The organism is Dinoroseobacter sp. S124A (genome assembly GCF_049801015.1).
Lineage (GTDB): Bacteria > Pseudomonadota > Alphaproteobacteria > Rhodobacterales > Rhodobacteraceae > Dinoroseobacter.
Genome location: NZ_JBNAGD010000002.1, coordinates 351,250 through 373,134, shown reverse-complemented (window position 1 = coordinate 373,134; position 21,885 = coordinate 351,250). Strand labels below are relative to the sequence as shown.

The window sequence follows — 21,885 nt, the reverse complement described above, 5'->3', positions numbered from 1 at the left end:
GTCTGCGGTTCGGGTTGTGTCATTGGCCGCCGAGTGCCGCGCCCTCGGCCTGAATGGCGCGGACGGTGCTGCCATAGCCCCCGTCGCTCAGGTATTTCGCCTCCCGGGCGGTGGTGTCACGTCCCAGGGCATCATTGCGATAGGGAAAGCGGCCGAATTGCCGGATCACCCGGCGATGGGCCCGGGCATGGAGCAGGTTGGACGCGCCATGTTCCGGCATCCGCTCGGAGATCAGGCGCATGCAACGCTCCTGATCCGGCAGGCTTTCCGCGTGCATCATCGGCAGGTAGAAAAATTGCCGCTCGGGCTCCGGAATGCGCAGATCCCAAGAGCGCTCCACCGCCTTCTTGGCAGCCATGACCGCGATCTGGTCTGTCGCAAAGGCCCGCGCATCCTCACGAAACATGTTGCGCGGAAACTGGTCCGTCAGAAACAGGTAGGCCAGCGTGCCGCGCGGGGTGACACACCAATCCGTCAGACCGCCCGCGAGGGCCGCCTCCCAGGTCGTTTGGAACTTCGTTGCGATCTGCGCGTCCAGTTCCGGGTCGACCTTGTACCACCCCGCCTCGCCCACGGTTGTCAGCCAGAAATCCAATACCGCCTTCGGTGTCTGCATCGATCCCTCCCCCGACCGGACTGCGCCCCCTATTAGTGGGGGGAAACTCCAACGCATTCAATCCACATGCGCGGATCGGGGGTGAGTTTGCGCCCTAGGAGGCCGCGGCAGCCGCCTCCTCGGCGGCCTCCTCCGCTGCCTCTTCGGCCGCTTCGGCAGCGGCCTCCTGAAAGACGGCCACCGAAACCGGGGATGCCGCCGGGACCGCCGCCAGGTAGACCCCGGAATCCTCGACCGAGCCCGCCGGGCGCCGCGTCATGCGCCAGCCCGCATAGACCGCGAGCGCCGCCATGAGGCCAAAGATGAACAGGAAGAAGCCCTCGGGCCCCACCTGCCCCATGAGCCAGCCGGTAAAGAGCGGCCCGGCCACGGCCCCGAGCCCGTTGGCAAAGACCAGTCGCCCAGCCGCCGCGGGCATATCCGCCGCGTCGAGATAATCGTTCGTGTAAGCGATGAGCAGCGCATAGAGCGGGTTCGCCGTGCCTCCGATCACGAAGCTCGCCGCCAGCAGCCCGTAATAGCCGCCGATCCCCAGCACCGCGAGCACCGCCCCCCCGGCCCCGAAGCCCGAGACCAGCAGGATCAGAAGACGCCGATCCGCCCGGTCAGAGATCCAGCCGATCGGGAATTGCAGGATCATCCCGCCGAGATAGACAGCCGCCACGAAGGTCGAGATCTGCCCGATGCTCAACCCGGCCTCGGTGCCATAGACCGAGGCCATGCCGAACAGCGCCGAATAGATCCCGCCCATCATCACCATGCCCACCAGCCCCAGCGGCGAGGCCCGGAACACCTCGACGAAGCTCATGGGCTTGGCGGTCTCGAAGGCCGGCGCCGGCGTCACCGTCAGCAGGATCGGCGCGAAGGAGATCGAGACGAGGATCGAGGGCAGGATGAAGAGCAGGAAGCCCGAGGGATCGCCGATGCTCACGAACCATTGGGCCGCCACGATCCCCGCGGTCAGGATGACCCCGTAGATCGCCATGGCACTGCCCCGGTTCTCGTTGCTCGAGGCGTTGTTCAGCCAGCTCTCGGCGGTCACGTAGACGCCGGCAAAGCAGAACCCGACGAGCACCCGCAGCGCGGTCCAGATCCAAGGATCGGTGAAGACCGGAAACAGGATCAGCGCCGCCGAGATGAACGATCCAAGCGCCGCGAAGACCCGAACATGGCCCACCCGCCGGATCATCGCCGGGGTCATGTAGGACCCGCCCAGAAACCCGGCGAAATAGCCGGTCATGACCACGGACATCTGCAGGGCGGAAAACCCCTCCAGCGCGCCGCGCAGACCAAGCACGGTCGCAATGATCCCGTTGCCCCCCATCAGGAGGAAAATCCCGAACAAGAGCGCCCATGAAGAGCGGAAAACCTGTATCATAACTGAGCCTTAGAGCGTGTTTCTCATCACGTAGCGAATCCCCCGAAGCGACGCATGTCCGTCACCGACTTGGCCATGTCGCAGCCAGTCCTCGGCAAAAACCAGCGCGCAAAAAGATGGCCCAATCCAAGCGGATATCGGGGATCGAGGCAGACAGGGAAAGGGGAAAAGTGGCGCGGTTGACGGGGCTCGAACCCGCGACCCCCGGCGTGACAGGCCGGTACTCTAACCATCTGAGCTACAACCGCGCGTAGCGGCGGATCTAGGGGGTTTGGCGCGGGGCGTCAATGGCAAAAAACACCGATCTGCACCCGTCTTTCCCCGGTCTGCCCCCTGTCGGCATGTCGTCGGACATCTGTCGGGCAAGTGTCGGGCACCTGCGCACGGTCCGTTAAGGTTTGGCGCGCTCTGCACGGCCGGAAGACCCATGGCATCTCCGCGGATTTACGAGCACACTCCCCCCAAGCCGCGCCACGGAGCCACGTGCCACATGAGCGAGACCAACGACGCCGACCGCGCCTTCGCCGCCGCCAAGATCGAGATCGCGCGCGTCATTGCTGCCGAGGAAACAGAACTCGACTTCAACAGAGTCCAGTTCCGCGCTTTAAGGGCCATTCCCAAGCAGATAACCGAGGTCCTCGATCTTCAGACAGTCGATTTGAACAACACGGCGGTCGCGGACATCGCGCCTCTCGCCGACATTTCGAGGCTGCAGAACCTATACCTCACCAATACAAATGTCGCGGACATCGCGCCTCTCACCGGAACCTCCCAGTTACACCGCCTCTATCTCGACAATACACAAATTAAGGACATCACGCCCCTCGCAGGGCTGATAGGGCTGCGGACCCTCGGGCTCCGAAACACGCAGGTTTCGGACATCGCGCCGCTCGCCGGGATCACCGGGCTGCAGAGTGTCGACCTAGGCAAAACACAAGTCGCGGACATCGCTCCGCTGGCCGAGATCGCCGGGCTGCGGAGGGTCCATCTGAACAATACGCACGTTGCGGACATCGCGCCGCTCGCGCGGATAGTAGGGATGAAGAGCCTGTTCATAGACAATACGGAGGTCGCAGACATGCGCTGTATTGCAGACCTGTCGTCTTTGGTCCAAAGCGAACAGGCTTTGTTGACTTATGGCCTTCGCTTTTCAGGCACACCAGCAACTGAGATGGACCCGGAGCTGCGACGTCTTGCGGCCGTGGAAGATGCGCGGGACCGGACGGCGGAGACCTTGGCCTATCTGCGCAGCTTGCCGCCGCTGCCGGAGCCTCTGCCCTGGCGAGCGCCAGAGAAAGCTGCTCCGTCACCGCTGTCCGATCCGCCGGATGTGTCGGGCGTTCCCGAGGTCCGGGTCAGTCCGGAGGGTGTCGATGTCGCGCCGGGCTCGACGACTGAAGAGGACCTGTCGGATCCGATCAAGGCGCAGCTTTATGCGCAGTTGGGCGGCTATGCGGAGGCGTTGTTTCAAAGGGGCAACCGGTATCCAGAGCTCTCGCACCCAGCGCGGGCATTGCGGGAATTGACCTCTGGTCCTTTCGAGACGGCGAATATTCTCGGCATCCACCTGCAGCTCTCCGCGCTGGAGGATATTCGCGCAGAAGATGCCAACCGCCCCAAGGCGGAGCAGATGGATCCCGATTGCCGCTTGGCCATCGGACAGGTGCTGCGCCATGGGCCGGGGATCACCATGGGGCATCCGGAAGTCGTTTTGATGGAGGCCCGCAATGCCGAGTTTGCCGGCAAGCCTTTTCCGGAAACGGAGGCGGAAAGCGAGCGCCGTTTGGCGCGGACGGTTGCCGATGCGCAGGTTCCAGTGACAGAAGCTGCGAAACAGGTAGCTCAGGCTCTAGCGACCTCGCAGACAAAAGGGCGGCTGTCGCAGGCGCGGACAGTGTTTGTAACGGGATTGGTTTTGGGCGCCGGAGCTCTGGTGCAGGGAGGCCTGAACCAAGCGGGCGCGGATGGGTATCAATGGGCGGTTGATTGGATCAGCGCGAACAAAGATGCGATCTGGACCGCCGCGCAGGGCTGGGGCAGTGCGTTCACGTCCTGGGTTCGGGATCTTCTGACGACGGTGTTGGGGCCCAAAGGGCCGGGCGCGACGTTGCTTTAGCGAGGGCAAACAACCCATGGCGGTCGCGCCGCTTTGTCCGGTCATGGGTCGGAGGGGAAAGTGGCGCGGTTGACGGGGCTCGAACCCGCGACCCCCGGCGTGACAGGCCGGTACTCTAACCATCTGAGCTACAACCGCGCGTGGCGCTGTGTTTAGGCAGGCGCGTCGGGGACGTCAAGCGGATCTCGGGCGGATAATTGCAGATCACGCATTTTCCTGCGCCGGGTCTTGCCATGCCGCCTGCGCGCACCTGGCAGGCAGGGCCATGGGCCCTGCCCTTCGGGCTTCGCGGCGGGGTTGGCAGCGCCTCGCTGGCCTGCAGGGCTCCGGGGCATGGGCCTGAGGCGGTCCGATGGCCCGCCCGCGGAACAGGCGCCCCTCCCCGAGGGGCGCCACCGCTCAGCCGGGTGTGCCGAAGCCGCCGCCGCCCGGGGTGCACATGGTAAAGACGTCGCCGGGCTGCAGCACGGCCTGATCATTGCCCGCCAGGGGCTCGCGGGTGCCATCGCCGCGCAGGACCGCGTTGCGCCCCAGCTGCCCCGGTGACCCGCCCCCGGCCCCGTGGGGCGCGGTCTCGCGATGGGAGGAGAGGACGGTGACCGTCGCCTCCTCGAGAAACCGCAGCTGACGGCAGATCCCGTCCCCGCCCCGATGGGCCCCTGCCCCGCCGGAGCCGCGGCGGATCGAGAATTCCTCCAGCCGGACCGGGAAGCGGGTTTCGAGCACCTCCGGATCCGTCATCCGTGTGTTGGTCATGTGGCTGTGCACCGCACTCGTGCCGTCAAAGCCCGCCCCGGCGCCGGTGCCGCCGCAGATCGTCTCGTAATTCTGGAAGCGCGCATTGCCGTAGACGAAATTGTTCATCGTCCCCTGACTGCCTGCCACCACGCCCAGCGCGCCGTAGAGCGCGTCGGCAATGGCTTGGCTGACCTCGGTATTGCCGGAGATCACGGCGGCGGGGGCGCGCGGATTGATCATGGAGCCTTCTGGTACGATGAGCTTCAGCGGCTTGAGGCAGCCCTCGTTCATCGGGATGTCGCTGCCGACCAGTGTGCGGAAGACATAGAGCACCACGGCCGCGCAGATCGCGCGCGGGGCGTTGTAGTTGAGCGGCGATTGCCCGGAGGTGCCGGTGAAGTCGATCACCGCCGTGCGCACCGCCCGGTCCACCGAGATCGCCACCTCGATCCGGGCTCCGCCATCCAGCGGATAGGAGAAGCGGCAGTCATGGAGCACGTCGAGCACGCGCCGCACGCTTTCCTCGGCATTGTCCTGCACATGGCCCATATAGGCTTGCACGGTCTTCAGCCCGAACTGCCCGGTGATCTTGCGCAGCTCGGCCGCACCGGTCTCGTTCGCGGCGATTTGCGCGGCGAGGTCGGCCATGTTCTGATCCACGTTGCGGCAGGGATAGGGGCCCGAGGCCAGCAGGGTACGCACGGCGTCCTCCTGCAGCACGCCCTGATCCACGAGGCGCACATTGTCGATCAGCACGCCCTCTTCGGAGATATGGCGGCTGTCGGGCGGGGCGGAGCCCGGGGTCTTGCCACCGATATCCGCGTGGTGCCCGCGCGAGGCGACCGTATAGAGGATCTCGGCCCCGTCCGCGTCGAAGACCGGGGTGATCACGGTCACGTCCGGCAAATGCGTTCCGCCATTATAGGGGTTGTTCATCATGAACACGTCCCCGGGCCGGATCTGGCCGGCATTCTGGCGCAGGATCGTGCGGACGCTTTCGGACATGGAGCCGAGATGCACGGGCACATGGGGGGCGTTGGCCACGAGATCGCCGTTCTGATCGAAGATCGCACAGGAGAAGTCGAACCGCTCCTTGATGTTCACCGAATAGGCGGTGTTGGCGAGGGTCGCGCCCATCTGCTCGGCGATGGACATGAAGAGGTTGTTGAAGACCTCGAGCATCACCGGATCGACCGAGGTGCCGATCGCCTCGGCCCGCGCCAGCGGCACCTCGCGGGTCAGGACCAGATTGCCCCCGGCAAGACAGGTCGCGGTCCAGCCGGGCTCGACCATGTTGGTGCCCGTGGGCTCGGTGAGGATCGCGGGACCGGTCACGCTTTGCCCGGCCTGCAGGCGCGTGCGGTCCACCAGCGGCACCGACCGCTGCGCCCCGTCCGTATAGAGCGGCACCTGCGTCTCGTTCAGGGGCATGGGGGCGGCTTCGGGCAAGGTCACCTCCTCACCGGTCTTACCCACGGCCTCGGCCACCAGCATCTCGATGATCAGCGCCGAGACGTCCGGGGCAAAGCCGAACCGCTGCTGGTGGGCCGCAACAAAGCCCGCGCGCATCTCCTCCGGCGTGCCGAAGGGCACAGAAAGGCTCTGTTGCGCGTCGGCGGGGCGGATATGGGCCGTAGCGATCACCTCGATCTCGGCCTCGGAGACGCCCTGCGCCGCAACCTCGGCCCGCGCAGCCCGGGCCAGCGCGTCAAGCCGGGTCACCGCCTGGGGATCGCCCAGCGCGCCCTGAAACTGATGTTCGCGAATGGCGGAGATATCCGCCAGCCCCATCCCGAAGGCCGAGAGCACCCCGGCGTACGGATGAATGAAGATCCGCTCCATCCCCAGCGCGTCAGCCACGAGGCAGGCATGCTGCCCCCCGGCCCCGCCAAAGCAGTTCATCGTATAGGTGGTGACGTCATAGCCGCGCTGCACGCTGATTTTCTTGATCGCATTGGCCATGTTCTCAACCGCGATGCGCAGGAAGCCTTCGGCGAGCTCTTCGACGCTCTTGTCGGTGCCGATCTCGGCGGCGAGGGCCACGAATTTCTCGCGGACCACCTCCCGGTCCAGCGGCTGGTCGCCATTCGGGCCAAAGACCGGGGGGAAGTGATCGGGCTGCAGCTTGCCGAGCAGCACGTTGCAATCGGTCACGGTGAGCGGCCCGCCCCGGCGATAGGCGGCGGGTCCGGGATTGGCGCCCGCGCTTTCCGGGCCGACCTGCATCCTTCCGTCCCGGTAGCTGAGGATGGACCCGCCCCCGGCGGCGACTGTATGGATCGACATCATCGGCGCGCGCATCCGCACGCCCGCGACCTCGGTCTCGAACGAGCGTTCATAGGCCCCCGCATAATGGCAGACATCCGTGGACGTCCCGCCCATGTCGAACCCGATGAGCTTGTCATAGCCGCAGGCCGCCGCCGTGCGCACCATGCCGACGACACCCCCGGCAGGCCCGGACAGGATCGCGTCGCGCCCCTGAAAGAGCGCCGCATCGGTCAGGCCGCCATTGGATTGCATGAACATGAGCTGCGCCGCCCCGCCCTTGCCCGCGCCCAGTGCGCCTGCAACCTGATCCACATAGCGGCGCAGGATCGGCGAGAGATAGGCATCGACCACCGCCGTGTCGCCACGCCCGACAAGCTTGATCAGGGGGCTGACCTCGTGACTGAGGGAGACCTGCGGGAAGCCGATCTCGCGGGCGATCTCGCCGATGGCGCGCTCATGGTCCGGATGGCGATAGCTGTGCATGAGCGCCACCGCGACGGAGCGGTAGCCTTCCCCATGGGCGCGCGCCAGCGCGGCGCGGGTGGCGTCCGTATCCAGCGGGGTGATCACCTCCCCCTCGGCGCCAATGCGCTCCTCAACCTCGATCACGTCATCATAGAGCAGCTCGGGCAGCGTGATCTGCAGATCAAAGAGCCGGGGCCGGTTTTGATACCCGATCCGCAAGAGGTCGCGCAGACCCTTGGTGATCAGCAGCAGCGTGCGCTCGCCCTTGCGCTCCAGCAGGGCGTTGGTGGCCACGGTCGTGCCCATCTTCACCGCCTGGATCGCGCCCTCGGGGATCGCGCCCTCGGGGATCGGGGCGTCCCCCTCCAGCCCCATCAGTTCGCGCACCCCTTGGACGGCGGCATCCGCGTAGCGCTCCGGGTTCTCAGAGAGCAGCTTGTGCGTGCGCAGTGTCCCATCCGGGCGGCGCGCCACGATGTCGGTGAAGGTTCCCCCCCGGTCCACCCAAAACTGCCACATGGCAAAGCTCCTTTATGTGCCGGCAGCGCCGGCAGTCATTCCGTGTTGACGTGTGAAAAGGGTTGCCGCGCGTCAGTAGACGAGTGACGGCAACCACAGGGCCAGTTGCGGGAAGAGCAGCAAGAGGGCCAGCATGACGAACATGGTCACCACGAAGGGCAGCGCCCCCCGGATCACATCGATCATCGGCCCGGCCTTGCGGATGCCCTGCACCACATAGAGATTGATCCCGATGGGCGGCGTGATGAGTGCGGTCTCCAGCAGCACCATCAGCAGGATCCCGAACCAGACCGGATCAAAGCCCAGCGCCACCACGATGGGCGTGATCAGCGGCGCCATGGTCAGCAGCATGGACAGTGTTTCCATGAAGCAGCCGATCAGGATCAGCACCGCGACGATCATCAGCATGGTCTGCATGGGCGTCCAGCCGAGGCCGGTGACGAAATCCGTCAGCGCCTGTGTCAGCCCGATGATCGACAGCACGAAGTTGAGAAACACCGCCGCGATGATGATCAGCATGATCATGGCCGTGGTCCGCATGGTCCCTTCGATGGCCTGGCGCATCATGTCGATGCTGAGCTTGCGGTTGAAGGCCGCGAGCACCATGGCCGCCACCACGCCCAGCGCCGCCGCCTCGGTCGGGGTGGCGAGCCCGGCATAGATCGATCCCACGACCACCATGAAGATGCCCAGCGGCGGGATCAGCGACGGGAGCGCCCGGAGCCGCTCGGCCCATGTATGGCGCAGGGTTTCGCCGCCCCATTCGGGCTTGATCAGGCAGGCCACCACAACGGTCGCCATGAACAAAAGCGCCAGCAGGAAGCCCGGCAGGAACCCGGCAAGGTAGAGTTCGGGCACCGAGGTATTGGTCAAGAGGCCATAGAGGATCAGGTTGATCGAGGGCGGGATCAGGATGCCCAGTGTCCCCCCGGCGGCGACGGTGCCGAGAAAGAGGCTCTCGTTATAGCCGCGCTTCTTGATTTGCGGGACAGCGACCGTGCCGATCGTGGCCGCCGTGGCCACCGAGGAACCGGAGGTCGCGGCAAAGAGTGCGGAGCTCCCGATATTGGAATGCATCAGCCCCCCGGGCAGCCAGCCCAGCCATTTGACGATGCCGTCATACATCCGTTCGGTGATGCCGGCGCGGAGCAGGATCTCCCCCATCATAACGAACATCGGGATCGCCACGAGCAGGAAGTCGGTCGAGGTCTGCCAGGCCATGTCCGAGATCGCCCGGTGGAGCGGCATGGGACTGTCGGTCCATTGCAGGATCAGGCCGAGCCAGCCCAGAGAGGCCGCAATGGGGACGGCCAACCCGATCAGGGCCAGCAGGATAAGAAGCGTTTTGAGGAGCATGGATCAGACCGTTTCGTCTTCGATTTGTTCGTCGAGGGATTTCACGCCGATCAGTTCCTGCACCCCGGCCTCGTCGCCCATGATGTGCTGCCGGATGGCGACGATGGCGATCAGCAGGCCGGAGAAGACAAAGAACATCCAGCCAAGCATCCAGGGGATCTGCGGGATCGCGAGGGGCACGCGCATGGGCGTGATCGAGCGGGAGCCGTTCTCGAGCGTGTCGCCCACCATGCTCCAGACCATCACCACCACCACGAGCGCAAAGCCCGTCAGCAGGAGAAGCCCCAGCAGGTTGATCAGCGGATGCAGCACCTTGGGGATCACCCCCAGCAGGGCATCGACGCGGATATGGGCGCGCTCGAACAGGGCAAAGGACAGGGCGAGGGCCGTGGCGACGCCGAAGGCATAGCCCGAAATCTCGTCCGCGCCGCCCAGCGAGACATTGAAGATCTTGCGCAGGAAGACCTCCAGCGTGACCAGGAAGGCCGAGAGCACGATCAGCGTCCCGCCGATCCAGGTCAGCACGAGGCTGAGCCTGCGTGTGCCATTGAGGAGCGTATCAAGCATGGGGGGTCTCCTTCGGATCCGTCCCGGGGCGGTGCGACCCGCCCCGGGCGATGGGCTTACTTGGCGGCGGCGGTCAGGCCGAGGATCGGACCCACGGTCTCGTTCCAGTTGGCGGCACAGTCTTCGCCGCAACGCTCGGCCCAGCGGGCGAGAACCACATCCGTGGCGATCGTGTCGCGCAGGGCGAGATCCTCGGCCGAGGGCTCGACCAGGGTCATGGAACCCGGCTCGCCCACTTCACAGGCCCCGCCGGTGATGCAGGAGATGGCCACGTCATCCTCGGTGGCGGTCTCGGCCCACATGGCCTCGGTCAGGGTGGCGATCTCGGTCTGCAGCAGGGACTGCTGATCCGCCGAGAGGCTGTTCCACTTGTCCATGTTCATCGCCCCGAAGGCGAGGCCCCAACCCACACGCAGGGTATAGGCATGGGTCGCGACCTGGTTCCACTTGGCCGTATAGGCGGACATGGTGCCGGTGATCGCGCAATCCACGACGCCCTTCTCCAGCGCCGGGATCACCTCGGAGAAGGCCACGGTCACGGAGGTCCCGCCGACACCCTCGACGAAATCGCCCAGCGTGGTGGAATAGACGCGGATTTTCTTGCCATCGAGATCGGCGATGCCGTTCACCTCGCCATTGCACCAGAGTGTCTGGCTCGGGAACGGGTAGAGCATCAGCAGCTTGGCGTTGTAGATATCCGCGAAAGCCGCCTCAAGCGTCGGGAAGTAGGCGTCCGACACCTTGCGCTGGGTCTCGATGTCCTGGGTCAGCGAGGACAGGTCCGCGCCCTCGAAGATCGCATTCTCGGCGGCCACATAGCCCGGCAGACCAAAGGCGAAGTCGAAGACGCCGTTCTTGACGAGGCGCATGATCTCGAACCCTTTCAGGCCCAGACCGGATTGCGACTGGATCTTGCCGACGATGTTGCCGTTTGAGGCCTCGTTGAGACGCTGGTTGAAGAAGGGCTCTTCGTGTTTCTGGAAATTCGTCAGGCTGGACCATGTGCCCACGGCGTTCAGCACCACGGGGCTGTCGGCCATGGCGGAGGTCGCCGTCAGGGCGAGCGCGCCCAGCGTTGTTGCAAGTCTTTTCATGGGGTCTGTCTCCTGTTGGATCGGTTTTTTGTTTGGGTCAAAGGGTGAAAATCGGGGTTTCCGCATCATCGGCGATATCGGTGATGAGCATATGCCCGGGCTTGTGGGTGATGCAGATCTCGGGGCGGGCATGCATGATCGCGGCCTGAGGCGTGACCCCGCAGGCCCAGAAGACCGGCGTGGTGCCGGGGGCCTCCGGGGCCGGATCCCCCCAGTCGGGACGTCCCAGATCGGCGATGCCAATCTCGGCCGGATCGCCCATATGCACCGGGCCGCCATGGGCCAGCGGGAAGCGCCGCGAGATCGCCACGACCTCGTCCAGCCGGTCATTCGGGATCCGGCGCATGCTGACCACCATGGGGCCCTGAAACGGGCCTGCCGGGACGGTCGCGATATTGCTGGCATACATGGGCACGGTGGTGTTCTGCGCGATGTGCCACAGATCGAACCCCGCCTCCTGCAGCGCGTGCTCGAAGGTAAAGGAACAGCCCAGGGCGAAGGTCACGAAATCGTCGCGCCAGAGCGCGCCCAGATCATGGACCGTCTCGCTCAGCGTGCCATCGCGATAGACGTAATAGGCGGGCACATCCGTGCGCACATCGATATCCGCCCCCAGCGTAGTGAGCATCGGATTGCCTGTGTCCGACACCCCCACCAGCGGGCAGGGTTTCGGATTGCGCTGGCAGAACCGCATGAAGTCCAGCGCCAGCGCCTCGGGCAGGATCGCGAGGTTCGCCTGCAGCGTCTTGCCCCCCAGCCCCGCCGTATGTCCGCGATAGGCACAGGCCCGGATCTGGGCCCGCATCTGGGCAGTTGTCACCGATTTCAGGGGCTCAAAATCTTGGGGCACGGTCGAATCCTTTTGGTTCCGGCTACGATCCGCGCAGGCCTCCATAAAATCAAATCCAAAGTTTTTGGCTCAATTCATAGATTATTCTTATACCTCTTGGAGCGAGATCTCCCGTGCGATCGTCGCCGCGGATTCGACCAGATGGTTGCGCGGCTCGCTCAGATAGGAGGCGGAAAACTGCAGGGGCGCGGGCACCCAGCCCGGGTCGAACTGCACCAGACGCCCCGCCGCCACCGACCGGTCCGCGAGCGACATGGGCAGTGCCCCGACACAGAGCCCCGCCTCTACCAGCCGAAAGCAGGATGACAGTGAAGAGGACGGAAAGAGCGAGACCTCGGGGCCGAAGCGTTCGAACATCGCGGCACGCAACTCTCTGTAGGGCCGGGTGTTTTTGGCATAGGTGGCGATCGGGATCCGGGACAGGTCCACCGGGGCGGCAGGGTCCGGATCCTCCCCCGGGGCGCGGAACCAGGCCAGCGGCACATCCGGCAGGACCGTGTTGTCCACCGTGTATTCCGAGATCGGGCCGAGCAGGATCGCGAGATCGATCTCGCGTCCCATGAGCTGCTGACGCAGGTTGAGCGAGATATCCACGGAGATCTCGATCTTCAGCCTCGGATAGGTGGCCCGCAGCGCCCCGACGAAATCCGGCAGCCAGCTTTGCGCGATGGTCTCGGAGACACCGAGGCGCAGAAGCTGCTCGACCGCGTGGGCATCCACCACGCGTTCTTCGACCAGATTGCTGAGATGCTGGAACTGCTGGGCGTAATGCACCAGCAGGTCGCCGCGCTGGGTCAGGCGCATGCCCTTGGCGTTGCGCTCGAACAGCGCGGTGCCCAGGGTTTCCTCCAGCGCCTTGATGCGCGAGGTGACCGCGGGCTGGGTGAGGTTCAGCGCGTCGGCGGCCTTGCTGACCGTGCGGTACTGGGCGACCGCGAGGAAGGTCTGGAGATGGTCGAGCTTCAGGCGGCGCATGGGTGGATCCGGAGGGTCTGGCGTGAGCGGGGCTGTGGAGTTGGCCTACCTTGTCCGAAAGCCGGGCACAGTTCCAGCCGCGCCTAGGCTTGGCCCGGGGCGGGGCGGACCCGGGCGGTCTTGTTGAGCTCGAAGCCGAAGCCGAGCGGCACGACCAGCGCAAAGAGCCCCGCGGCCAGCCAGAGCGGGGCCTCGGGCGCGCCGGTCTTGTCCAGCAGGAGGCCCGCCACGGGCGGCGTGACCATCATCAGCGCGTAGTAGATCGTGAAGAACACGCCCATGCCGAAGGCGCGGGTTTCGGGGCGCAGGGCCTGTCCGGCCAGCGCCATGATCACCCCCGCCGGGGCCATGCCCACCAGCCCGAAGAGCAGGCTTGCGGCCAGCCCTCCGCCCGGCCCGCCCGCCGGCGCGCCGAGCAGGAGCACGGCGGCGATCGCCGCGACCATGCAACTGGTCAGCACGAGGCTGCGCCGCCCGAACCGGTCCACGAGCTGGCCACAGGCGGCCCCGGAAAAGATCATCAGCCAGCTGGCGAGGCTGATCACCCCGGCGGCGGCCAGATCGGACTGTCCGTGATGGCTCAGCATTTGCGGACCAAAAGAGAGGTAGACCACATAGGCCGCGTTGAAGGCCGCCCAGGCCCCTGCCGCGCAGAGGATCAGCCGCCATTCCATCGGCGACAGGCTCGGCGCCGCGCCGCCCTGCGCCGCCGGGAGCCCGGCGGGCGGGCGGTAGAGCCAGAGCACCGCAAGTCCGGCCAGCAGGGTGTAGCTTGAGGCCGCGAGGAACGGGACGCGCCAGCCCCACTGCGCCGCCAGCCAGGCGTGCCCGAGCTGCCCCATGGCAATGCCCAGCGGCCAGGACATCACCAGAATGCTCATGGCCGTGGCGATCTCGCGCCCATCGAACCAGTCGGCCACCATCTTGGTGAAATAAAGCGTAGTAAAGAGGAACCCGACCCCGCCCAGCACCCGGCCGAGACCGAGGCTCCATGGTCCTGCGGCCAGCGCGCAGAGCCCCCCGCCCAGTGCGAGCACGCCGAGCCCCGCGGCCACCATGATCCGGTCCGACACAAACCGCCCCCAATAGCCCGCCGGCAGGGCCAGCACGAGGCCCGGCGCCATGAAGAGACCGATCAAAACGCCGATCCCGGCCCAGTCGAAGCCGAAAGCGACCGAGAGATCATCCCCCACCGATGCCATGGTCTGAAATTGCAGGCCGAGCCCGATCCGGGCCAGAAAAAGAAGCGCGAGGATCCGCCAGCGCATCACAGGGATGCGCGCATCCCCGCGCCTCCGCACCCGGTGGCCTGCCGCGTGGCACCGTCGCTCGGCACCGCGCCCAGAAGGGTCGGACCGGGCGTGACGGCGCCCCCGCGCAGGCCGCGCGCCCATTGCCGCTCGCTCTTTCGCACCGTGTGTCCGGTGCTGTCATGTGGGGCGAGGGTCATACTGGGCGCGTCTCCGTGGTGGTGGAGGCTCAGGCTAGGCGACCCGGCGGACCGGAACCATCGGGCAGATGCTGTAAATGCGTGGCACTTTTGCTGTATTTCCCTACTGCATTTGTAGGATAAACTGGCCCAACAGCATTCGTGACATTCACCCGCGCCCCGGCGGCGCGCGACACAAGGCAGGACCGCGTGCAGTCTCATCCCCCTCTCAGCCCCCGGGAACGACAGATCGCCGAGGCCTATGCCGGGGGCGCGACTTATCAGCAGATCGCCGAGAGCCTGTGTCTGGCCCCCTCCACGGTCCGGACCCATCTGGCGGCGATCTATCGCAAGCTCGAAGTGTCGTCCAAGCTCGAGCTGATGGCGCGGCTCGACGGGCCAGCGCCCGAACCCAGAACCCAACCGGAGCTGAGCTCGGCCTTGTCGGAGCTGGCCCTGAGCCTCGAAGAGGCGCTGGCCCGGGAGAAAGCGCTCAGCGAGGTGTTGCGCATCATCTCCGACGCCCAGGGCGATCTGGATCAGGTGGTGCCCCGGATCCTGAATTACGCGCTGGACCTGTGCGATGCGGAGTTCGGGATCCTGTTCGAGTACCATGGCGACCGGCGCTTCGGCGCGCGGTTCTCCAAGGGCATTCCCGAGCCGTTCAAGGCCTGGATGGAGGCGCGCGGGGTCTTTGCCGCCGGGCCCGAGACCGGGCTGGGGCGCATGGTGTACCAGCGCGATGTGGTCAACATCATCGACGTCAAAAGCGAGCCGCTCTACCAGAGCGATGACCCCCTGCGCTTTGCCACGGCTGATCTGGGGGGCGCGCGCAGTTTCGTGGCGATCCCGATGCTGGCGGCGGACCGGCTGGTCGGCGCGTTCACCATTTATCGCCAGACCGTGCGCCCGTTTTCCCAACACAGCCTGCAACTGGCGCGGATCTTTGCGGATCAGAGCGTGATCGCGCTGGAAAACGCGCGGCTGGTCAGCGCGGCCCGGGCCCGCGACGGGTAATCCCGAGGCCGCCTGCGGGGGGGGGCTCATGCCGCGCGTTTCAGGCCGGGGGGCCGAACCGCGCCTGCCACAGGGGCACGCGCGCCGCATCCCGTGCCGCCACCGCCGCGAGTGCTGCGGGCAGGTCGACGTCAAAGCTGTCTTCGCGGTCCGTCGCCAGCGCGGCCAGCCGCCCGGTATACCATGCGGTGATCCCGCCCGGCGGCCGTGTGGCGAAGCGGGGAAAGACCGGATCCCCGCCCTCGGGGCTCAGCCATTTGTTGGGCAGCGCCGGGTCGAGCACCATGGCCCGGGCAAGCCCCACCGCCGCTGCCCCGCCAGCGCGCAGCGCGAGCGCCTCGGTGCGGGTCTTGACCCCGCCGGTCACCACCAGCGGGATCCGCGTGATCGCTTGCGCCTTTGCCGCGAACTCCGCGAAATAGGGGCCGTTCTGCGCCGTGCCATCGGAGCTTGCGGGCGCGCCGGGCACATAGCTGCCGCCGCTGATATCGATCAGGTCTATGGAGGTTGCCGAGAGCAGCCGGATCGTCTCCAGCGCGTCGGCCTCGGTCACCCCGCCCCTGAGCTGATCCGTGGCGTTGATCCGCAGGCCGAGGGCGAATTGGGGCCCGACGGCCCGGCGGGTGGCCGCGATGATCTCGCCGATCAGGCGGAACCGGGCCGCGACCGAGCCGCCATAGCCGTCCCGGCGGTGATTGAAGAAGGGCGACAGGAACTGGCTCAGCAGAAACCCGTGCCCCGCATGGATCTGAGCCCCGCGGAAGCCGAGCGCTTTGGCCCGCGCCGCCGCGGTCGCATAGGCCCCGGGCAGGGCTGCGATCTCATCCTCTGTCAGCGCCGCGACCTCGCGGCCCTCAAGTGTCAGCGGCGATGGCCCTTTCGCCCGGGCCAGCGCGCCATGGGCTAGGGCCCCGGCATGGCCGAGCTGTGGCCAGATCTGCGCGCCCTGCGCCGCGCCGACCTGCGCCAGCGCCCGCCAGAGCGTCTCGGCCCCGCCCGGGGTCAGTACGAGATTGCCGGGGCTTTCCGGGGCATGGGGGCCGATCTGCACCTCGCCGATCAGGGACAGGGCCGCACCACCCTCGGCCCAGCGTTCATAGAGCCTGATCTGATCGGGCGTCGGATCGCCCGCCCCGTTTCCGAGACTGTCGGACATGGGCGATTTGATCAGACGGTTCTTGAGCCGCCGCCCGCCGGGCAGGTCCAGCGGGGTGGCCAGTTTCTCGGCGGGGGTATGGGACATGGTGGCATCCTTTCATCGCGATATTTCGATATATCGGTGTAAATTTTGAAAATGACGGAGGGGGGAATCTAGGGGTTGCGCAACTCGCCGTCGAAGGCCGACAGGAAGGCCGCGATGACCGCCTCGTCCCGGCGATAGAAGGTCCACTGCCCGTGGCGCTCGGATGTGACGAAACCCGCCTTTCTGAGCGCGGCCATATAGGTCGAGATCGTGGACTGGGAGAGCTGCGCCTTGTCCTGAATATAGGCCACGCAGACGCCTTCAAGCTCTGCATGTTCCGGCAGCGCGGGCGGGAAGTTGTCGCGATCCTTGAGCCATTCGAGGATCTTCCGACGGGTCGGGTTGTTCAGGGCGGCAAGGGCGGCATCAATGTCCATATATCGAGATATCTCGATTTACCTCGAACTTGTCAAGGGCCGACCGCCTCGTGAGATGACTTGGCGCGCTACATGCAGATCCGCCACTATCTGACTGCCTTGATGGTGCTTTTTGAACTTTGCCGCACACCCGAAACAACCGGGTGCGCGGTTTTCGGTCCGGCCCGCGCCTAGCGATCCGGGGCCGGGATGAACTCCTGATCGTCCCCCGGGGGCAGTTGGAAGCGGCCATGCTGCCAGTCGCCAGCGCGCCAAGCCTCCTTGGCTTCATCGATCCGCTCCTGCGAGGAGGCGACGAAATTCCACCAGATGTAGCGCGAACCCTCCAGCGTCTCACCCCCCAGCAGCATGAGACGGGCGCCCTGCCCGCCTGCGGTCACGGAAATCCGGTCGCCGGGACGAAAGACCATCATCTGGCCTGCTTCATAGCTGTCTCCGGCCACGGTGATGGCCCCTTCGACCACATAGATCCCGCGATCCTCGTGATCATCCGGCAGGGGCAGCTTGGCCCCGGGTTGCAGCACCGCATCGGCATAGAACATCTCGGAGGCGGTCTTCACCGGCGCGCGCTCGCCATAGGCGTGGCCGAGGATCAGGCGGACCTCCTTGCCCTCCCCTTCCATGAAGGGCAGCGCGTCCACCGGGGCGTGCTCGAATTCTGGCGTGCGGTCCTCGTGATCCTTGGGCAGCGCCACCCAGGTCTGGATGCCGAAAAACGGCATGGGCTCGGTCTGGGTCGCGTCGTCGGTGCGTTCGGAATGGGTGATGCCATGGCCGGCGACCATCCAGTTCACCGCACCCGGCTCGATCCAGGCGTCGGTGCCAAGGCTGTCGCGATGGTGCATCCGTCCGCGATAGAGATAGCTGATTGTCGCGAGACCGATATGAGGATGGGGCCGCACGTCGAGCCCCTTGGTCGGCAGGAACTCCGCCGGGCCCATCTGATCGAAGAAGATGAAGGGGCCCACCATCTGCCGCTTGGGCGCAGGCAAGGCGCGGCGGACCTCCAGCGCGCCGAGATCCCGGGCGCGGGGGATGATCAGGGTGTCGATGGCATCCACCTCGTCTCCGAGGGGGCAATGGGGGTCAAGCGCGGGGTTCCAGCTCATGGCGGTCTCCTGTGTTGCGGGTCACGAGGAGCGTAGCGCGTGCGGCTGCGCAATGCAGCCCGCGCAGACAAGCAGATTCTGCGCAAGAATGCACAGAACCGGAGATGGGGATGGGGATCGAGGGGACGGGGATCGGGATCCGGGCGCTGGCCCTGGCACATGCCGGGTCGCCGCCGCCCGGTCAGAGCTCCTGGCGAAGCTCCTGGCTTTCGCGGCGGTTGCGCTCGGAGAGGCTCGCCGCGCGCAGCTCGGACGCCGCCGAGAGCATGCGCAGGCTGGTGCTGGGCGGCAGGCTGGTCTCGACACTCGCATGGGCGAGCTCTGTCAGGGACGCAGCCAGATCAAAGGACAGCTCGGCCCGTTCGCTTTCGCTCAGCAGGGCGAGCGCATCCAGAGAGGCATCAATATGAAACCGTACAAAGTGACTTGTCGTAGGTGGTTGCATCGGTTGAACTCCTTTCAATGGCACCACAGGACGTTTCTTGAAAGGCGCGGTGGTGCCACAGAGTGCAGGCCGTGGCTGTCACGGGGTTACGTGACAAATGCGGGCTGGATCAGGCGGAACGTGAGGGCTGGATCAGGCGGAACGTGAGGGCTGGATCAGGCCCGCCCCGATCCCGTGGATCGCGGCGGTGGTGCGGTCGGCCACTTCGAGCTTGCCGTAGATCCGGCGCACCAGTGTATCGACCGTATGGGGCGAGACCCCGAGGATGTCGGCGATGACCGAATTGCTCTTGCCGCGGGCGATCCAGGTCAGCACCTCTGCCTCGCGCGGGGTCAGCGCGGCGGGCGCGCCATCGGGCACCAATGTGCAGTAGCGCAGATGGGCGACCTGCGCGGCGGCCTGCAACTCGCGAATATCGGCAGCGCTGAGATCCGGGTTGGGCTTGGCGAACCCCACGCCCACATAGCCGTTGCGCATATTCGGCCCGAACACCTGCAGCGCGAGCCCGTCGCCCAGCCCTTCGGCCATCAGTCGCTTGAGAAACTCGGTCTCCGGCTGCTTGAGCGGGGTGAGCTTGCCGATATCGCTCCAGCGAAAAGGCTGGGTGGCATGGGCGGCATAGGCCGGGATCGGGTCCACTTCGTAGAGCTTTTCATCCACATAGGTGCAGACCCATTCATTGGGAAAGCCCCGGGTGAATACCGCCGTGTCGGGCTGCTGGGCGGTGCCGAACCCGCGATTGTGGTGATAGCTCACCTTGTCGATGCCAAAGGACTGGGAAAAGGGCAGAACGGCATCCCAGATCCGTTCCGGGATCTCTGCCTCGGCCACGCCCTTCATATAGGTTTCCAGTCGGGTCATGATGCCGGCTTCCCTAAGGGCAATCTGTCATCCCCACGCTAGCCCGGCACAACCAGTGCGGGCAAGGGGGAAGGCACCTCTCGGGATGGAAAGCGGCAGAAAGACCATCACGCCAGCGCATGAAACCGCGCAGGATTCATTTGAAAATCAGAGGGATGGTGGGTGATGAGAGACTCGAACTCCCGACATCTTCGGTGTAAACGAAGCGCTCTACCAACTGAGCTAATCACCCATGGGCCGCGTCCTAGCGCAGTTCCCGACCCGATGGCAAGAGGCCGTGTGGACGGCGCCCGATCCTGCGGTCCCCACAAGGGGCCGCGCCCCTTTCGCCACATCCCGGGCGCGCGGCATCGGGGCCGGTTGGCAGCGCGGCGCGCAGCCGATAACCAAGCCCCATGACCACGCCCGTCCCCTTGCTTGTCTTCACCGATCTCGACGGCACCCTTCTGGACCATGACAGCTACAGCTATGCACCGGCGCAGCCCGCGCTGGATGCGCTGGCCGAGATCGGTGCACCGCTGGTGCTGGCCAGTTCCAAGACCGCCGCCGAGATCGCGCCTCTACGCGCCGCCCTCGGGCGCAACAACTGCCCGGCCATTGTCGAGAATGGCGCGGGGCTGCTGGCGCCCCATGCGGCCCCTGATCCCGATGCCGGGACCTATGCGCGCCTCAGAGGCGCGCTCAACGCGCTGCCCGCGGATCTGCGCGCGCAATTCCGGGGCTTCGGAGATATGACTGACGGCGAGGTTGCGCGGGTCACCGGCCTCCGCATGTCGGAGGCCGCCATGGCACGGCGGCGCGCCTTTTCGGAACCCGGGCTCTGGGACGGGGACGCGGCCAGCGAGGCCGCCTTCGTCGCGGCCCTCGCGGATCAGGGGTTGCAGGCCCGGCGCGGCGGTCGGTTCCTCACCCTGTCCTTCGGCGGCACCAAGGCGGACCGCATGGCCGAGATCATCGCGACCTACCGTCCGGGCCTGACGCTCGCGCTCGGGGATGCGCCGAATGACGTGGAAATGCTGGAGACAGCGGATATCGGCATCGTGGTGGCCAATCCCCATAGCCGCCCCCTGCCCCCCCTGCGCGGAGAGGCGGGCCCCGATGGGCCCATCCGCCGCACGAAAAAACCTGGCCCTTCCGGTTGGAACATGGCGGTGTGCGCCGTAGTCTCTTCCCTGGGCGCGTAAACGACAAAGATAAAAGGGCTAGAGGCGTGGCAGACTTTCACCAGAACGGAAACATCGCAACGCTGCACAATCTGCGCACGCGGTCGGTTGATGAAATCACCTATGAGCTCTCGGTTTATGCCCAGACGCGCAAGATCAGCCTGATCCTGCCCTCGCTCTATTCCGAGCTTGAGGGCCCCGCCCTGCCCCATATCCTCAACGAGCTGGCGGAGGTGCCCTATCTGCACCGGATCATCATCGGGCTCGATCGCGCCGATGAGGCCCAGTACCGGCATGCGCGCGAGTTTTTCAGCCGCCTGCCCCAGGAACATATCGTCATCTGGAATGACAGCCCGCGGATGCTGGAACTGGGCGCGCGGCTGGAGGCCATGGGCCTTTATCCGCAGGAGGCGGGCAAGGGCAAGAATGTCTGGTCCTGCCTCGGCTACCTCATGGCCTGTCAGGACAGTGCGGTCATGGCGATCCATGATTGCGATATCCTGACCTATGACCGCGATATGCTGGCCCGTCTGGTCTATCCGGTGGTCAACCCGAACTTCCCCTATCAGGTGGCCAAGGGCTATTACCCGCGGATCGGCGAGGACAAGATGAACGGGCGGGTCACGCGCCTGCTGGTCTCGCCCCTGCTGATCGCGCTGAAACGGGTGATCGGGGATCGCGATTACCTCGATTACCTGCGCAGCTTCCGCTACCCGCTCTCGGGGGAGTTCGCCATGCGCACGGGCATCCTGCCGGACCTGCGGATCCCGTCGGATTGGGGGCTCGAGATCGGTGTGCTCTCGGAGGCCTGGCGCAACCTTGCCCCCAAGGCGGTCTGTCAGGTCGAGATCTCGGATGCCTATGACCACAAGCATCAGGATCTGAGCGAAGAGGACGCCTCCACCGGGCTCAGCCGCATGTCGACGGATATCTGCAAGTCGATCTTCCGCAAGCTGGCCGCCGATGGCACGGTGTTCACGACCCATGTCTTCCGTACCCTGAAGGCCACCTATTACCGTTCGGCCCTCGACCTGCTGGAAGCCTATTACTCGGACGCCAAGATGAACGGGCTGACCATCGACCGCCACCGGGAGGAGCAGTCGATCGAGCTCTTTGCCGAAAACATCATGCGGGCGGGTCAGGCGTTTCTGGACAACCCCTCCGAGACGCCCTTCATCCCGACCTGGAACCGGGTCCATGCCGCCGACCCGGCCTTCCTGCAGGATTTCCGCAAGGCCGCGGCCGCGGATGTGGCGGAATTCGGCGAGACATGAGCGAGACCGCCGCGGCTGCGCCCAA

19 protein-coding genes and 3 tRNA genes are annotated in these 21,885 nt (G+C 65.9%); 4 read left to right on the top strand and 18 right to left on the bottom strand.

All coding sequences use genetic code 11. From position 1 onward, the window contains the following. Positions 1 to 19: 19 nt before the first annotated feature. The 3 genes from ACP15I_RS06710 to ACP15I_RS06700 form a co-directional block, all read right to left on the bottom strand. Positions 20 to 616: a DUF924 family protein gene (locus ACP15I_RS06710; RefSeq protein WP_424974453.1), complete on the bottom strand. Its 597-nt coding sequence runs from the start codon at positions 614 to 616 to the stop codon at positions 20 to 22. A gap of 94 nt (positions 617 to 710) precedes the next feature. Further along, positions 711 to 1,994: an MFS transporter gene (locus ACP15I_RS06705; protein WP_424967518.1), complete on the bottom strand. Its 1,284-nt coding sequence runs from the start codon at positions 1,992 to 1,994 to the stop codon at positions 711 to 713. 171 nt (positions 1,995 to 2,165) lie between these two features. Beyond that, positions 2,166 to 2,242 (bottom strand) — tRNA-Asp (locus tag ACP15I_RS06700). 242 nt (positions 2,243 to 2,484) lie between these two features. On the opposite strand from ACP15I_RS06700, the gene ACP15I_RS06695 reads away from it, so the two are divergent. After that, positions 2,485 to 4,110 (top strand): leucine-rich repeat domain-containing protein, encoded by a 1,626-nt coding sequence (locus tag ACP15I_RS06695; protein ID WP_424974452.1) that lies wholly within the window; start codon positions 2,485 to 2,487, stop codon positions 4,108 to 4,110. 61 nt (positions 4,111 to 4,171) lie between these two features. Here ACP15I_RS06695 and ACP15I_RS06690 read toward each other — a convergent pair. From ACP15I_RS06690 to ACP15I_RS06650, 9 genes are all read right to left on the bottom strand, one after another. Further along, positions 4,172 to 4,248, bottom strand: a tRNA-Asp gene (locus tag ACP15I_RS06690). 261 nt (positions 4,249 to 4,509) lie between these two features. Beyond that, positions 4,510 to 8,100: a hydantoinase B/oxoprolinase family protein gene (locus ACP15I_RS06685; protein WP_424974451.1), complete on the bottom strand. Its 3,591-nt coding sequence runs from the start codon at positions 8,098 to 8,100 to the stop codon at positions 4,510 to 4,512. Between the two features lie 72 nt (positions 8,101 to 8,172). Beyond that, on the bottom strand, positions 8,173 to 9,456 hold the full coding sequence (locus ACP15I_RS06680) for a TRAP transporter large permease (protein WP_424974450.1): 1,284 nt from the start codon (positions 9,454 to 9,456) through the stop codon (positions 8,173 to 8,175). Between the two features lie 3 nt (positions 9,457 to 9,459). Then, on the bottom strand, positions 9,460 to 10,023 hold the full coding sequence (locus tag ACP15I_RS06675) for a TRAP transporter small permease subunit (RefSeq protein WP_424967514.1): 564 nt from the start codon (positions 10,021 to 10,023) through the stop codon (positions 9,460 to 9,462). A gap of 56 nt (positions 10,024 to 10,079) precedes the next feature. Then, positions 10,080 to 11,117 carry a TRAP transporter substrate-binding protein gene (locus ACP15I_RS06670; RefSeq protein WP_424974449.1) on the bottom strand — a complete coding sequence of 346 codons (1,038 nt, stop codon included), beginning with the start codon at positions 11,115 to 11,117 and terminating at the stop codon, positions 10,080 to 10,082. A gap of 37 nt (positions 11,118 to 11,154) precedes the next feature. Further along, positions 11,155 to 11,967 (bottom strand): putative hydro-lyase, encoded by an 813-nt coding sequence (locus ACP15I_RS06665; RefSeq protein ID WP_424974448.1) that lies wholly within the window; start codon positions 11,965 to 11,967, stop codon positions 11,155 to 11,157. A gap of 87 nt (positions 11,968 to 12,054) precedes the next feature. Then, the gene (locus ACP15I_RS06660) at positions 12,055 to 12,942 is read right to left on the bottom strand and encodes a LysR family transcriptional regulator (RefSeq protein ID WP_424974447.1); all 888 of its coding nucleotides are present in this window, start codon (positions 12,940 to 12,942) and stop codon (positions 12,055 to 12,057) included. Between the two features lie 83 nt (positions 12,943 to 13,025). Next, complete coding sequence (locus ACP15I_RS06655; protein WP_424974446.1) at positions 13,026 to 14,210, bottom strand: CynX/NimT family MFS transporter; 1,185 nt, start codon at positions 14,208 to 14,210, stop codon at positions 13,026 to 13,028. Next, positions 14,210 to 14,392, bottom strand: coding sequence for a hypothetical protein (locus tag ACP15I_RS06650; RefSeq protein WP_424967509.1), 183 nt, complete (start codon positions 14,390 to 14,392; stop codon positions 14,210 to 14,212). Before ACP15I_RS06650 ends, ACP15I_RS06655 begins: the two co-directional genes overlap by 1 nt. Positions 14,393 to 14,533: 141 nt before the next feature. Between ACP15I_RS06650 and ACP15I_RS06645 the strand changes: the two genes are divergently transcribed. Further along, positions 14,534 to 15,388, top strand: coding sequence for a LuxR C-terminal-related transcriptional regulator (locus ACP15I_RS06645; RefSeq protein ID WP_424974445.1), 855 nt, complete (start codon positions 14,534 to 14,536; stop codon positions 15,386 to 15,388). 40 nt (positions 15,389 to 15,428) lie between these two features. On the opposite strand, the gene ACP15I_RS06640 is transcribed toward ACP15I_RS06645, so the two are convergent. From ACP15I_RS06640 to ACP15I_RS06615, 6 genes are all read right to left on the bottom strand, one after another. Continuing rightward, positions 15,429 to 16,631: an oxidoreductase gene (locus tag ACP15I_RS06640; protein ID WP_424974444.1), complete on the bottom strand. Its 1,203-nt coding sequence runs from the start codon at positions 16,629 to 16,631 to the stop codon at positions 15,429 to 15,431. A gap of 68 nt (positions 16,632 to 16,699) precedes the next feature. Next, on the bottom strand, positions 16,700 to 17,008 hold the full coding sequence (locus ACP15I_RS06635; RefSeq protein ID WP_424974443.1) for an ArsR/SmtB family transcription factor: 309 nt from the start codon (positions 17,006 to 17,008) through the stop codon (positions 16,700 to 16,702). A 170-nt stretch (positions 17,009 to 17,178) separates the two neighbouring features. Beyond that, complete coding sequence (locus ACP15I_RS06630) at positions 17,179 to 18,117, bottom strand: pirin family protein (RefSeq protein ID WP_424974442.1); 939 nt, start codon at positions 18,115 to 18,117, stop codon at positions 17,179 to 17,181. Between the two features lie 181 nt (positions 18,118 to 18,298). Further along, a complete protein-coding gene (locus tag ACP15I_RS06625; RefSeq protein WP_424967504.1) occupies positions 18,299 to 18,562 on the bottom strand; it encodes a hypothetical protein in 264 nt (87 codons plus the stop codon). Between the two features lie 132 nt (positions 18,563 to 18,694). Beyond that, complete coding sequence (locus tag ACP15I_RS06620; protein WP_424967503.1) at positions 18,695 to 19,423, bottom strand: helix-turn-helix transcriptional regulator; 729 nt, start codon at positions 19,421 to 19,423, stop codon at positions 18,695 to 18,697. A gap of 156 nt (positions 19,424 to 19,579) precedes the next feature. Further along, positions 19,580 to 19,655, bottom strand: a tRNA-Val gene (locus ACP15I_RS06615). A gap of 163 nt (positions 19,656 to 19,818) precedes the next feature. On the opposite strand from ACP15I_RS06615, the gene ACP15I_RS06610 reads away from it, so the two are divergent. Together ACP15I_RS06610 and ACP15I_RS06605 are read left to right on the top strand one after the other, a co-directional pair. Beyond that, positions 19,819 to 20,607 carry an HAD-IIB family hydrolase gene (locus tag ACP15I_RS06610; RefSeq protein ID WP_424974441.1) on the top strand — a complete coding sequence of 263 codons (789 nt, stop codon included), beginning with the start codon at positions 19,819 to 19,821 and terminating at the stop codon, positions 20,605 to 20,607. A 26-nt stretch (positions 20,608 to 20,633) separates the two neighbouring features. Further along, positions 20,634 to 21,860, top strand: a complete 1,227-nt coding sequence (locus tag ACP15I_RS06605; protein ID WP_424967501.1) for a glycosyl transferase — start codon at positions 20,634 to 20,636, stop codon at positions 21,858 to 21,860. The last annotated feature ends 25 nt before the right edge of the window (positions 21,861 to 21,885 follow it).

Coding starts and splice junctions, on each gene's coding strand:
- ACP15I_RS06685 (WP_424974451.1), bottom strand. CDS start 8,100: ATGTGGCAGTTTTGGGTGGACCGGGGGGGAACCTTCACCGACATCGTG.
- ACP15I_RS06695 (WP_424974452.1), top strand. CDS start 2,485: ATGAGCGAGACCAACGACGCCGACCGCGCCTTCGCCGCCGCCAAGATC.
- ACP15I_RS06625 (WP_424967504.1), bottom strand. CDS start 18,562: ATGCAACCACCTACGACAAGTCACTTTGTACGGTTTCATATTGATGCC.
- ACP15I_RS06610 (WP_424974441.1), top strand. CDS start 19,819: ATGACCACGCCCGTCCCCTTGCTTGTCTTCACCGATCTCGACGGCACC.
- ACP15I_RS06660 (WP_424974447.1), bottom strand. CDS start 12,942: ATGCGCCGCCTGAAGCTCGACCATCTCCAGACCTTCCTCGCGGTCGCC.
- ACP15I_RS06640 (WP_424974444.1), bottom strand. CDS start 16,631: ATGTCCCATACCCCCGCCGAGAAACTGGCCACCCCGCTGGACCTGCCC.
- ACP15I_RS06710 (WP_424974453.1), bottom strand. CDS start 616: ATGCAGACACCGAAGGCGGTATTGGATTTCTGGCTGACAACCGTGGGC.
- ACP15I_RS06670 (WP_424974449.1), bottom strand. CDS start 11,117: ATGAAAAGACTTGCAACAACGCTGGGCGCGCTCGCCCTGACGGCGACC.
- ACP15I_RS06635 (WP_424974443.1), bottom strand. CDS start 17,008: ATGGACATTGATGCCGCCCTTGCCGCCCTGAACAACCCGACCCGTCGG.
- ACP15I_RS06650 (WP_424967509.1), bottom strand. CDS start 14,392: ATGACCCTCGCCCCACATGACAGCACCGGACACACGGTGCGAAAGAGC.
- ACP15I_RS06655 (WP_424974446.1), bottom strand. CDS start 14,210: ATGCGCTGGCGGATCCTCGCGCTTCTTTTTCTGGCCCGGATCGGGCTC.
- ACP15I_RS06705 (WP_424967518.1), bottom strand. CDS start 1,994: ATGATACAGGTTTTCCGCTCTTCATGGGCGCTCTTGTTCGGGATTTTC.
- ACP15I_RS06620 (WP_424967503.1), bottom strand. CDS start 19,423: ATGACCCGACTGGAAACCTATATGAAGGGCGTGGCCGAGGCAGAGATC.
- ACP15I_RS06680 (WP_424974450.1), bottom strand. CDS start 9,456: ATGCTCCTCAAAACGCTTCTTATCCTGCTGGCCCTGATCGGGTTGGCC.
- ACP15I_RS06630 (WP_424974442.1), bottom strand. CDS start 18,117: ATGAGCTGGAACCCCGCGCTTGACCCCCATTGCCCCCTCGGAGACGAG.
- ACP15I_RS06675 (WP_424967514.1), bottom strand. CDS start 10,023: ATGCTTGATACGCTCCTCAATGGCACACGCAGGCTCAGCCTCGTGCTG.